Raw genomic sequence first — 11,940 nt, forward strand, 5'->3', positions numbered from 1 at the left:
ATTTAATGAGAACTCTGATTGCTCATTAAATGAAAGGGAAAGTGTGGCAGTAATATGAGAAAGTGCGGCTGCTCCTGGTAGAATGATCATGGACTACATTTAGAGGATAAAAAATTGCCCACAAACGCTCGGCTCAATCTTGTTTTTTGAAAAAGAAGATTTTTTTTACCAAGAGAGTACCCTGAAAAAAGTGATTTCGCTATCAAAAAATAGCGATTAAAAAAGTTGCCCACAAAGTCTTGAGTGACTCCAGTCGGAGCATGCCGTTTGCATAAACAATTCTGTATGATATAATAAGATACAACTTGAATAAAAATCCGTTTCGAAAAAACGGGAGAGGTTCTAGCACACCCTCTATAAAAAACTAAGGAAAACTATATCCTTGGGATATAGTTTTTTCAATGTTTGCGAAAGGTTTAGAAGTTGAATAGATTTATGATGATTTCGAAAGGCTTCTGAACAGCTTGCTTCCGCCACTGTAGCAGAAAAAGAAGCATCAGTTTCTGTTTAAGCTAGGCAGTGTGAATGGCTTTCTTTTTTCAGAAAGGAGCGTTTTCAAATGGATAATAAGAAAGCGGTCGTTGTGTTTAGCGGAGGACAAGACAGTACAACTTGTTTGTTTTGGGCGAAGAAACAATTTGATGAGGTGACCGCTGTCACGTTTCATTATAATCAGCGGCATGCACAGGAAATTGAAGCAGCGAAAAACATTGCGAACGAAGCCGGCATACCTCATTATGTGCTGGACATGTCCTTATTAAATCAAATGGCGCCGAATGCATTAACGCGTTCAAATATGGAAATTGAACAAAAGGAAGGAGAGCTTCCCAACACTTTTGTTCCGGGGAGGAATTTAGTTTTTTTGACATTTGCCGCCATTTTGGCGAAACAACTGGGAGCGAAACATATTGTGACAGGTGTATGTGAAACGGATTTCAGCGGCTATCCTGACTGCCGGGACGTGTTCGTAAAATCCTGCAATGTAACGATTAATTTAGCGATGGAAGAGGATTTTGTGATTCACACGCCGCTTATGTGGATCAATAAAGCGGAAACGTGGAAGTTTGCCGATGAGTTAGGGGTGTTCGATATCATTCGCGAAAAAACGTTGACGTGCTATAACGGCATTATTGGCGACGGATGCGGCGAATGTCCTGCTTGCTTATTGAGAAAAAGGGGATTGGAACAATATTTGGCTGAAAAAGGAGCTAATACGTGATGCTTCATCAATTTTATCCGCAAGTTTTTCATAGTTATAGTTATGAGCTGAATAAAGATATGCAAATATCTGCTGCACACTACATCCCGCATGAAAAAGCGGGGAAATGCGCCCGTGTACATGGCCACACGTATTTCGTCAATCTCACTATTTGCGGTGATCAGCTTGATGATTCAGGATTCCTTGTGAATTTTCAGCATTTAAAAAAATGGGTTCATGATCGATTTGACCATACGCTGCTCAATGACCATACGGATGTATTCAATGGTCAAAACAGCGAAGACTTTCCAACGACAGAAGTGGTTGCACGGAAAATTTGGGAAATTGTCCAGGATCATTTAAATGTACTCCCGAATAAACCGAAATGCTTGCAGGTGTTTGTCAGAGAAACGCCGACAAGCTATGTTGTGTACCGCCCGAAAAGGGAGATGAAATAATGAAAAAAATACCGGTCATCGAGATTTTTGGACCGACCATTCAAGGGGAAGGAATGGTGATCGGACAAAAAACAATGTTTGTCCGAACGGCCGGTTGCGACTATTCATGCAGCTGGTGTGATTCAGCTTTTACGTGGAACGGTTCAGCAAAAGATGAAATTAAACAAATGACAGCAGCGGAAATTTTGGACGATCTTATTGAGCTTGGCGGCGATCGCTTCAATCACGTCACCATTTCGGGCGGAAATCCGGCATTGATTAGAGGATTGGATGAATTGATTATCCTTTTAAGGGAGCAAGGATTTCGCACTGCACTGGAGACACAGGGAAGCCGTTATCAAGATTGGTTTTTACTAATCGATGATTTAACTCTATCTCCCAAGCCTCCTAGTTCAGGGATGAAAACGAACTTTACTGTGCTTGATGACATTATGAAGCGGCTGATCGATGGCGGACGGAAAGACAATGTTAGTCTAAAAGTTGTTGTTTTTAATGAGGAAGATTTTGATTACGCGAAAAACGTCCACCTTCGCTATCCAAATATTTCATTTTATTTGCAGCCTGGAAATGATCAAGTAAACGAACAAAATGATCACCTCCTGAGAAATCAGCTTTTAGAAAAATTAGAATGGCTGATCGAATTGACTGTTCAATCAAAAGAAATGAACGATGCTCGAGTTTTGCCGCAGCTTCATGCACTTGTTTGGGGAAACAAGCGCGGAGTGTAAATGAATAGGAAAGGATGAAAAAAGATGGCTGGAAGAAAAGATGATGAATTGAAAGATCTGACGCTGTTAGGCAACAAAAATACAAAATATTTATTTGAATACAGCCCAGAAGTGTTGGAAGTATTCGATAATAAACATCCAGACCGCGATTATTTCGTGAAGTTCAATTGTCCGGAGTTTACCAGCTTGTGTCAATAAGGGCACACTTCAGTGGCGACACTGTCGGATAAACCTTGTGAATTCAGGGGAAGAGGATAATGGAGTAAAAAGCGAAAATGGCAATTGTAATCGAATAAAAGAAAAACATGTTCTTGTCTCTTATTCCCATTATCTTTCCAACCCTGAGCCAAGCCTCAAATTTAAGGGAATCTTCTTCTTAAATTTGAGGAAGGTGCAGAGACTATCGAAATCACTCCAGCATGAAGCGAGTAAGAGTAGTGTTGGAGGAAGAGAGTAGAGTACACCAAGATGACAGCATATATTATCTTGGTGGAAGCGCAAGGGTTCTTATTCAATATCGCAGTTGAATAAGAATATGATATAGTCCACCTGTTTGTGAAAAACAGAGGCCAATCACCGGACAACCGGACTTCGCGACCATTTATATCAGCTATATTCCAGACAAAAAATGTGTGGAAAGCAAGTCGCTGAAGCTTTATTTGTTCAGCTTCCGCAACCACGGCGATTTCCATGAGGACTGTGTTAATATTATCATGAATGATTTAATCAAGATCATGGAGCCCCGCTACATCGAAGTATGGGGAAAATTTACGCCGCGCGGCGGTATTTCTATTGATCCTTATGTCAATTGGGGACGTCCTGGAACAAAATACGAGAAAATGGCGGAGTATCGTATGATGAACCATGATTTGTACCCGGAAAAAGTGGACAACCGATAAAGCAAGTCGCTTGAGGCGTTTTTTTGATAAAAGAACCTGCCGAAACTTGCGTTAATTGTAAAAAATTCTTGAAATGGCACTAAACTCTTTGATATAAGAAAAAGTAAAACGGAGCATTCAATTCTCCGTTTTACTTTCCGACAATTTTATAGTTTTTATGATTAACTACTGTTTTTTGTTCCAGATCCATTTCCCGAAAGTTTTCCATGTACGTAAGATCGACGATGACGGAATTTTCATTTACTTTTTCGACAATTCCTTTGAGACCGTCTTTAAATTCAATAACATCTCCAACTTCAGCAATTTTCATTTGTTCTCTCCTTTTTTATGGATTTTCAAATATTTTGCATGATTTCTTTAGAATTGTAAAGTTTTTTTGGACAATCGCAAAAAAATAGGTAAAAAGTTTCCATTGCTCGGTAGACTGTTTTTCATAGAAAAGGAGATGGTCGAGTTGACAAATCAAGAGATACAAGACATTTTAAACAAGCTTCGTGATGGAGAACTGGAAGAATATTGTGTATCAAAGGAAGATTTTATGGCGTTTCGCAAAGTGCTGATCGAAAGGGAAGATTTTAAACATTTTCATGGAACAGCAAAACGCGGTGGCAGCATTGTTTACCGATATACAAAAGATCCAAGAAGCTGACCGATGTCAGCTTCTTAATTTTTGGCACATCTACTGCTATTAAAGACTGTTCACTGTTCTTCCCGTGCCTTTACGGCATATTTCTTCAATTTTTTTAATGCTCCTTTTCTCCAATTTTTTACTTTATTGACTGTGACATTTAGCTCCTCTGCAATTTCCTTCTGAGTTTTTCCTTCAAAAAAATACATGGTAAACCAAATTCGTTGAGCATCTGATAAAGCGGGGGCAATCCGTTCATATAAATCTCTTGCTTCAATGTCTGTATATGGAAAAAATTCCAATTTAGCAGCTATTATGTCATTCGCATGAAGAACATGCCTTTCTTTATATGTTTGTTTTTTCCTTAATTCTGTCATGAGCGAGCCTTTTATCGTTGCATAAGCATAAGTGGCAAACCGTCCTTTCTGTTCGTCATAATTGATGCTTGCTTTCCAGAGGGCGATCGCTGCTATTTGAAAAAACTCGTCTTGGTCTGTATAAATATTTAAAGTTTTCATAATGTGAAAAATTAAAGGGCGAAAAGCAGTTAGCATCTCCTCAAATGATTGATTCTTTTCCACGTGTGCGCATCCTTTCAAAGAGCGCGCTCTTTTTTTTCCGCGGTAATACAATCGTAAACGGTGTAAATCATTTGAGCGAATCATCATGATTAAGATGATTCGCGTCCAATTGTCTGGGAAATTCAATTTTCTATATAGGAAAATGCAATTATTTCGTTTCAGCCTCCTCCGTTTTCACCATTTTCCTCCTTATTTCTATAGAAGAAATTTAATTGAATAAATAAAAAGATGGCTTGAAAAAATAATGGAAAGAGGTGGGATGAATGAGCCGAATGTATAAGCAAAATTGGAAAAGAAAAGATTCAATTGAAAAATTGTTTGCTGTCTTCCGCAGTTCTACTGATTTTATTCAATATGACGTCAATACAAGCCATATCAAATATTGGATTTCATATTTTGAAACGTTAGTGGATGTAAATATATTAAATGAAAACATTTTAAAGCCGATTCACTCAAAATATTGGCAGTCATTAGAAGAACTAAAAAACATTTTACCGGTCAAAGATATTTTTTTAACCATTGATACGGATTTAATGAAGGAAAAGCTGTTGGAAGGCTTTGTTATGATTTCGCTAAGCGAATATGGATCTCCGTGCTTGCTCGTTAATGCAAAATTAAACAAAGCTAGAGAAGTTACACTCCCGGAAGTGGAATTTACGGTCATCGGTCCGAAAGAGGCGTTTGTTGAGTCCATTGAATCCAATATTAATTTAATTCGAAAACGATTGCCGATTGAAGAGCTGCGCATACGGACTTTAAAAATTGGCAGGCTGACGCAAACGAGATTAGCGATCATCTATATAGAAGGCATAGCGGATGAGGAAAATGTATTTACGGTTTGGCAAAGAATTTCTAATATCCAAATTGATCAAGTGAATGATAGTTCGTACATTACGGAAATGATCTCTGACAATCATAATTCTCCCTTTCCTCAGCTGTTGGATACGGAAAGACCGGACCGTGTAGTTTCCATTTTGGCGGAAGGGAAAATAGCGGTCATTGTGGACGGCTCTCCCCATGTATTAATCGGTCCGACAACTCTTGTCGAATTTTTCGCATCGTTTGAAGATTATTTTTTAAATTGGATTTTGTCTTCCTTTTTCCGTATTATCCGCCTGTTTGCTGTCTCCTTTTCCATATTGGCAACACCGATTTATGTAGCTGTTTTAAATTATCATTATGAATTAATTCCAACTGATTTACTAAACAATTTTGTCACATCCAGAAGGGAGGTCCCAGTTCCGCCTTTTTTAGAGGCGCTGTTTTTGGAAGGAACGATCGAATTGCTGCGTGAGGCGGGCGCCCGGCTGCCGACAAAGGTTGGACAAACGATCGGCATCGTCGGGGGGATTGTAATCGGAACAGCTAGTGTGGAAGCAGGTTTAACAAGCAATATTTTGCTCATCATTGTAGCGCTTGCTGCATTAGCATCATTTACAACACCTGTCTATAAAATGGGCAATACGATCAGGCTTTTGCGTTTTCCTTTTCTCATGTTTGCCGAAATGTACGGTCTTTTAGGAATCGTTTTATGCTTTTGTTTTTTAGCGACCCATCTTTTACGATTAACTTCTCTCGGACGTCCTTTTTTGGAGCCAATCTATCCTCCGAGAATTACCGATTTAAAGGATGCATTCCTGCGTATGCCGTTTTCAATGATGAATGAACGTCCGAAACAGCTGCGGACGGAGCAGCCGAAGCGAATGGATGAAGAGAAATCGAGGGAAAATAAAGATATTGATGAATAACAGCGGAAGAGGAGGAATCCAACTTGGCGCAAATAGCAGAACGTCATAAAGTTTCCGCACCGCTCGTTTTTTATTTAGTGCACAGCACTCAATTCGGCATCGGTGTATTAGGTTTTCAAAAAAATGTCGTCAAGTATGCGGGACATGATTCATGGATTTCAGTTATTTTGATCGGTCTTATTGTTCATCTGTACATTTGGATGATCTATCAAATTTTGAAACGTTCAAGCGGAAGCTTAATGACACTGCAGCACGATTTGTTTGGAAAATGGGTCGGCAATGGATTGAACATTGTTTGGATCATCTATTTTTTTCTTGGAAGCTGCGCCATATTAATAGGATATATTGAAATTTTGAAGGTGTGGATGTTTGAAGATTTAAATATTTGGATTTATACTGCGATTTTTATGGGATTGCTTTATTACATTTTTAACGGTGGATTTCGGGTAGTAACCGGATTTGCTTTTTTTGGAGTGGTTCTGCCGCTTTGGATTTTTCTTACATTTTTAATTTTCCCGACTCGTTTTGCAGATCTTCAGCACCTCTTGCCAATTATGGATCATTCACCTCAGGAAATTTTCATGGGAACGATGCAGATGGTCATAACTGTTATTGGGTTTGAAACTCTTTTTTTGTATTACCCCTTTGTCAAAAATATTGACAAATCCCAAAAATGGGCTCATATTGGAAATTTATTTACAACCTGTTCATATATCATCATCATGATTGTTTCGATCGTTTATTATTCTGCGGAAGAAGAAATATTGCGCAATAAATGGGCGACGCTAGCGATGTGGAAAATTGTTGAACTTCCTTTTGTTGAAAGATTCGAATATATCGGCATTGCTTCTTGGTCTCTCGTCATCTTGCCGAATATTTGCGTCATGTTGTGGAGCGCCAAAAGAGGTATAACAGAAATTTTTGGAATAACAGAAAAGAAGGCAATCATTTCTGTTCTGGTCGTCATGTTTTTTATAGTCAATGTCATTGTTGATAAAGAAGATATTCAATTATTAACTGTAGATGAGCAAATTCACTAACATAAATTTACATCCGAACAAAAAAGGAGACATGAACCCGATTCCTTGATTAGAATAGATGTGTCACCAAACCATTCTCAAGGAGGTTCATGTCTCATGAATAGACTACCACATCACCAAGGAATCGACAAGTTTTTCGCAATGTTGGGGCTGGCCCTTTATTTCTCTAAGCCGGTCATGAAGCATCTCGTTCATATTATCGATGCGCTGACAACGAAAGGATTTGTGGGAACCTTGACCGATCTGCATCATGAGAGCTTTCATCCCAACCATCGAACGACACTGAGCCATTTTTTCACGAAAAGCCCTTGGGATGAAGAAATCTTGCTTCGCAAACTCCAGCAGTGGATGCTTCGTCATGTGGAACGAACGGCCAAGCGAAAGAATCACCCCATTTTTGTTTCGATCGATGATACGATCTGCCGAAAAACGAAGCCTTCGTCACAGGCGAAACACGCTATTGAAGGGTGTAATTGGCATTATTCTCACGCGGACAAAAAGTCGATTTGGGGACACTCTCTCGTCTGGCTCATGGTTCATACGATGACGCAAGCCTTTCCCTTTGCGTTTCGCCTCTACGACAAGGCGGATGGGAAAAGCAAGGGTCAATGGGCCATCGAGATGCTTTCTTCTTTGGATGTGCACGGTTCTGTTTATGTGCTGATGGATTCTTGGTACCCATCGAAAACACTCGTGGAAGCCTGCCTGAAAAAAGGATTCCACGTCATTGCGATGCTCAAGACGAATCGGGTTCTTTATCCAAAAGGCATCGCCATCCAAGCCAAACAGTTTGCCCGCTATATCGAACCGAACGACACCCATCTCGTCACGGTGGGAGAAGAGCGTTATCGCGTGTATCGCTACGAGGGAGCGCTGAAAGGTCTCGATGATGCCGTTGTGTTGTTGGCTTGGAAAGCCGATCAGCCGATGACACCTGAACATCTTCACTGCGTCTTGAGCACCGACCGGGAGCTAAGCGATGAAGAGATCTTGCGCTACTATGCCCAGCGTTGGTCGATCGAATGCTTTTTTCGACAAGCGAAAGACCAGCTGAAGCTCGATGGGTACCGCGTTCGTCAACGTCGGGCGGTGAAACGGTATTGGATCTTGGTGCAACTCGCTTATGTGTACAGTATGGTCGAATCCAACAGCGATTTCTCTACCGGGCTTGACTTCCTTCGAAAGAAGAAAGGACATAGCCTCGTGGAGTTTATTTACGATGCAGCGAAACAAGATATTCCCATTGATGTCGTTAAAAAACAGCTTCATGTGGCATAAGGGGTACTCCGTTTGTCTCTTTTTACATGGTAATTATTGTAATGAAAATTGCTCAACTACAGTTATTAAATAAGATCATCAATACGTATGCTCTTGGTATTGTATTTTGCTATATTCCGGTTTTATACCTCATTACGTTTGTACGGGATTTATGGAAAAGGAGAACATAAACATGTGGAAAATTCTCTCCTTCATTATGTTGTTCATGCTGATGCTTTATGGATGTCTGGATAAAGAAATTATTGATGATGTCAATTTAGTGATGGTTATTGGATACGATGTCGGCGAAGGCAATAAAATTAAAGGAACGATTGTTGCTCCTGAATATAAAAAGGAGCAGCCGGTCGACAGCAAGGTGATGACGGTCGAATCAGATTTAAGCAGGGATCTGATTTCCGATTTGCAAAAGGAGTCGCCAGCCCCTCTAGTTTATGGAAAATTGCAATTTGCTCTTTACAGTGAAGACGTAGCAAAACAGGGAATTGAAAAATATGTCGACTCGCTTGAACGAGATGCAAGCGTCGGTTCAAAGGTTATTTTAGCGGTCTGCAAAGGTGAAGCGAAAAATTTGCTGGAAGGAAAATATGGACAACAGGGGACTGCCACGTACTTTCGTAATTTAGTGGAGCATAATATGCACCGGGAAAATTTGCCGATTATCAATTTACACACATATTTGCGCAACTTTCGCATGAAAGGAAAAGACCCTTCTTTACCTTTATTAGAAAAGAAAAACGACCATGTCAAAATAACTGGACTTGCCTTGTTTCAAAAGGACAAAATGGTTGGCGAAATAGAAAATGATCAGCTTTTTTATTTTAAGCTTCTTTCCGATCGATATGTTAAAGGAATTCATACGATCACAATGGATGATGGAAATAAAGCATCTATAGAAAGCATCCGTTCGAAAAGAAGAGCGAACATCGATGAAAAAAATCCGTTCCATTTAACGATAGAGCTGGAAATTGAAGGGTATCTACGCGAATATTCGGAAGGGACTGTTCGTGCGGAAATCTTAAAAAAAGCTGAAAAAGCGTTTGAAAAGGAAATTGTGAAGAACAGTATGGAGATGATCGATATGTTTAAAGAGAAAAACATTGATCCGGTTGGATTAGGGGAAGAAATTTTAAGCCATTCGAGAGGTTTAAGAAAATTGAAAAATTGGAGGGATATTTATTCAAAGATGGAAGTCGATGTGCATGCGGATGTAAAAATTACTGAAACTGGTGTGGTGCAATAATTCTAAATATTTGATTGCTTCGTTTGGCCAATGAAACGAGAAACAGAAATAAAAAAGGCTGACTAAAAATTTTCCTCCCTCTTCCGATCCTCTGTCATGTTTTTGAACTTGTCTCATATGCATGAAATAAGAAAAGAGGGAGGAAAAATGAAAACTTTTTTTAAGGGAGCTCTGCTTTTAATCGTTGCTTCGTTTCTAGGGGAATGCTTTGATTTTATGATTAACATGGTATTGACGCGGGAACTTGGTGAAGAAGGCATCGGCCACTATATGTCGATCATGCCTATTATGTTTTTCATTATCGTGTTAGCAAGCTTTGAATTGCCGATATCTATTTCAAAATATGTGGCGGAAACTGAAAAGCCGTACCATTGGCCAATGTTGAAATATGCTTTTCGCCTAACTTTGTGGATCAGCATTTGCTTCAGCTTAATTGTTTTTTTGCTGTTTCCTGCTCTTCCGCCGCTAAAAAGCTATCATCCTTCCGTTACGGTTTTATTTGTACTGCTTGTTCCGATGATTTCTTTTTCCTCTATTGCTAGAGGCTATTTAATGGGCACGCAGCAAATGGGGAAAATTGCATTTGCAAATGGATTTCGCAAGCTTGTTCAGCTTATTCTGCTCATTTTGCTGTTCAACCTGTTTGAATTTTCTCCTGAAATGTCTGTCATTGCAGGGTTAAGCTCATTTATTGCAAGCGAAGCCGTTATTGTTCTTTATTTGCTTACCGTTTATGTCTATCAGGCGCAAGAACTAAAAAAAAGCACGCTCGCTTCATCCAAAACAGCTTTGATCCGGCGGAGTTTATTTCGTGTCTCTGTTCCGACGACAATTTTGCGCATTTTTCATTCTATGACACATGCGATTCAGCCGTTTTTAATCAAATATGCATTAATGGCAGCAGGTGTTTCGGAGGTTGGAGCGACAGAACAGTTCGGTCTGCTTTCCGGAGTTGCGATGACGATCGGCTTTTTTCCCGCGTTTATCGCTCATGCACTGTTAACGATTTTGATCCCAACTGTATCAGAAGCGTTTGCTAAAGGAAACCAGGAACTTTTAAAGAAGCTTTTGCAGCAATCGCTCGGAATGACAATGCTTTACGGAATACCTGCGATTGTGATTATGTTTGCTTTTGCTGAGCCGCTTACAAGTTTGTTTGTCAACGGAACTACTGCAACACTTTTTTTAAAGCTTTTATGGCCGTACTTTTTTACCCACTTTTTGATCATTCCGCTGCAAGCGTATTTGATCGGTCTGAATTTAATAAAGGATGCTTTGTTTCATACGGTTTGGGCGCATTTTATCTCGTTTGTCGTCATCTTTTTGCTTGGATCGCAGCCAGAATGGCAAATGTCAGGAGTTATTATCGGGCTCAATGCAGGAGGATTGCTGCAATTGTTAATGCATTATATGACAATATGCCAAAAAATCGGCATTGGCTATTGGTCGCTGAAGGAAAAACGTGTTCATTAAGATTTTCCAGGTTGTCTCTACTGTGATCTATCGCAGCAATAAAGTATGAAATAGCGAAAGTCATCATTTTTCCATCATTGAATGGAAAAAAATAGTGCTCTCATGAAGGGGGAAGCGTTTTGAAAAAAACAGCTGCCTTGCTTTTTCATTTTCTGCTTATATCATGTGTGTTTTTAGGATGTCAAGAGAGCGATTTGAAACAAGAAAATGCACCGAGCAAAACAACCATGAAAGAAATAATAACGAAAGAAAATTCGAAAGTGCCCGCTAACAATTTTGTTTTGCCAACAACTGACGGCAAGATGGTAAAACTTTCGGATTTTAAAGGGAAAAAGGTCGTGATCAATTTTTGGACGACGTGGTGCCCTCCATGTAAGGAAGAATTGCCTGAGCTTCAACGTTTTTATGAACAAGCGGATTCTGAGCACGTCGCATTTTTAGGAATTAACATTACTTCAGAAGAAGGGGGAAAAGAAGAAGTAAAGTCTTTTTTATCAAAGAGCGGATTTGATTTTCCTGTGCTTTTTGATGAAAAAGGCGAAGTCATGAAATTATACAAGGTTATGGTCATTCCCACTACTTTTATAATCGATGAACAAGGACAGGTGTTTAAAAAAATCATTGGTCCCGTAACAACCGAACAATTAAAACGTTTAACCGATTTGTAAA

General features: G+C 39.6%; 12 protein-coding genes, 2 pseudogenes and 1 riboswitch. Of the genes and pseudogenes, 12 read left to right on the forward strand and 2 right to left on the reverse strand.

Annotated elements, in window-relative coordinates:
* Nucleotides 1-330 precede the first annotated feature (330 nt).
* A riboswitch (PreQ1 riboswitch) is annotated at nt 331-374 on the forward strand.
* Between the two features lie 185 nt (nt 375-559).
* The 5 genes and pseudogenes from queC to queF all read left to right on the forward strand — a co-directional run.
* Nucleotides 560-1,219, forward strand: coding sequence for a 7-cyano-7-deazaguanine synthase QueC (queC, locus tag RI196_RS06960; RefSeq protein WP_063389357.1), 660 nt, complete (start codon nt 560-562; stop codon nt 1,217-1,219).
* On the forward strand, nt 1,219-1,656 hold the full coding sequence (gene queD, locus RI196_RS06965) for a 6-carboxytetrahydropterin synthase QueD (protein ID WP_063389356.1): 438 nt from the start codon (nt 1,219-1,221) through the stop codon (nt 1,654-1,656). Before queC ends, queD begins: the two co-directional genes overlap by 1 nt.
* A complete protein-coding gene (gene queE / locus RI196_RS06970) occupies nt 1,656-2,384 on the forward strand; it encodes a 7-carboxy-7-deazaguanine synthase QueE (RefSeq protein ID WP_066247946.1) in 729 nt (242 codons plus the stop codon). The genes queD and queE overlap by 1 nt, the downstream gene beginning before the upstream one ends.
* Nucleotides 2,385-2,408: 24 nt before the next feature.
* A pseudogene (locus tag RI196_RS06975) lies at nt 2,409-2,576 on the forward strand (preQ(1) synthase); the annotation flags it as partial.
* A gap of 377 nt (nt 2,577-2,953) precedes the next feature.
* Nucleotides 2,954-3,283: pseudogene (queF, locus tag RI196_RS06980) on the forward strand (preQ(1) synthase); the annotation flags it as partial.
* 130 nt (nt 3,284-3,413) lie between these two features.
* Here queF and RI196_RS06985 read toward each other — a convergent pair.
* The gene (locus RI196_RS06985; protein WP_063389354.1) at nt 3,414-3,593 is read right to left on the reverse strand and encodes a YkvS family protein; all 180 of its coding nucleotides are present in this window, start codon (nt 3,591-3,593) and stop codon (nt 3,414-3,416) included.
* A gap of 135 nt (nt 3,594-3,728) precedes the next feature.
* Between RI196_RS06985 and ykzS the strand changes: the two genes are divergently transcribed.
* On the forward strand, nt 3,729-3,932 hold the full coding sequence (ykzS, locus tag RI196_RS06990) for a protein YkzS (RefSeq protein WP_063389456.1): 204 nt from the start codon (nt 3,729-3,731) through the stop codon (nt 3,930-3,932).
* Nucleotides 3,933-3,982: 50 nt separating this feature from the next.
* Here the strand turns inward: ykzS and RI196_RS06995 are convergent, their stop codons facing one another.
* A complete protein-coding gene (locus RI196_RS06995; protein WP_063389353.1) occupies nt 3,983-4,492 on the reverse strand; it encodes a sigma-70 family RNA polymerase sigma factor in 510 nt (169 codons plus the stop codon).
* A 263-nt stretch (nt 4,493-4,755) separates the two neighbouring features.
* Here RI196_RS06995 and RI196_RS07000 point away from each other — a divergent pair, with 263 nt between their 5' ends.
* The 6 genes from RI196_RS07000 (at nt 4,756) to RI196_RS07025 (ending at nt 11,939) form a co-directional block, all read left to right on the forward strand.
* Nucleotides 4,756-6,240: a spore germination protein gene (locus tag RI196_RS07000; protein ID WP_375338789.1), complete on the forward strand. Its 1,485-nt coding sequence runs from the start codon at nt 4,756-4,758 to the stop codon at nt 6,238-6,240.
* A 23-nt stretch (nt 6,241-6,263) separates the two neighbouring features.
* On the forward strand, nt 6,264-7,280 hold the full coding sequence (locus RI196_RS07005) for a GerAB/ArcD/ProY family transporter (RefSeq protein WP_311067145.1): 1,017 nt from the start codon (nt 6,264-6,266) through the stop codon (nt 7,278-7,280).
* A 96-nt stretch (nt 7,281-7,376) separates the two neighbouring features.
* Nucleotides 7,377-8,558 (forward strand): IS701 family transposase, encoded by a 1,182-nt coding sequence (locus RI196_RS07010; RefSeq protein ID WP_063388773.1) that lies wholly within the window; start codon nt 7,377-7,379, stop codon nt 8,556-8,558.
* A 172-nt stretch (nt 8,559-8,730) separates the two neighbouring features.
* Nucleotides 8,731-9,798 carry a Ger(x)C family spore germination protein gene (locus RI196_RS07015; protein WP_311067146.1) on the forward strand — a complete coding sequence of 356 codons (1,068 nt, stop codon included), beginning with the start codon at nt 8,731-8,733 and terminating at the stop codon, nt 9,796-9,798.
* Nucleotides 9,799-9,945: 147 nt separating this feature from the next.
* Entirely contained in the window at nt 9,946-11,271 is a 1,326-nt protein-coding gene (locus RI196_RS07020) for an oligosaccharide flippase family protein (protein WP_066247952.1), read from the forward strand.
* Between the two features lie 119 nt (nt 11,272-11,390).
* Nucleotides 11,391-11,939 (forward strand): TlpA disulfide reductase family protein, encoded by a 549-nt coding sequence (locus tag RI196_RS07025; protein WP_311067147.1) that lies wholly within the window; start codon nt 11,391-11,393, stop codon nt 11,937-11,939.
* The last annotated feature ends 1 nt before the right edge of the window (nt 11,940 follow it).

The sequence above is a fragment of the Aeribacillus composti genome (genome assembly GCF_031760945.1).
GTDB classification, from domain to species: Bacteria; Bacillota; Bacilli; order Bacillales; family Aeribacillaceae; genus Aeribacillus; species Aeribacillus composti.

Coding starts and splice junctions, on each gene's coding strand:
- queC (WP_063389357.1), top strand. CDS start 560: ATGGATAATAAGAAAGCGGTCGTTGTGTTTAGCGGAGGACAAGACAGT.
- queD (WP_063389356.1), top strand. CDS start 1,219: ATGCTTCATCAATTTTATCCGCAAGTTTTTCATAGTTATAGTTATGAG.
- queE (WP_066247946.1), top strand. CDS start 1,656: ATGAAAAAAATACCGGTCATCGAGATTTTTGGACCGACCATTCAAGGG.
- RI196_RS06985 (WP_063389354.1), bottom strand. CDS start 3,593: ATGAAAATTGCTGAAGTTGGAGATGTTATTGAATTTAAAGACGGTCTC.
- ykzS (WP_063389456.1), top strand. CDS start 3,729: ATGGTCGAGTTGACAAATCAAGAGATACAAGACATTTTAAACAAGCTT.
- RI196_RS07000 (WP_375338789.1), top strand. CDS start 4,756: ATGAGCCGAATGTATAAGCAAAATTGGAAAAGAAAAGATTCAATTGAA.
- RI196_RS07010 (WP_063388773.1), top strand. CDS start 7,377: ATGAATAGACTACCACATCACCAAGGAATCGACAAGTTTTTCGCAATG.
- RI196_RS07015 (WP_311067146.1), top strand. CDS start 8,731: ATGTGGAAAATTCTCTCCTTCATTATGTTGTTCATGCTGATGCTTTAT.
- RI196_RS07020 (WP_066247952.1), top strand. CDS start 9,946: ATGAAAACTTTTTTTAAGGGAGCTCTGCTTTTAATCGTTGCTTCGTTT.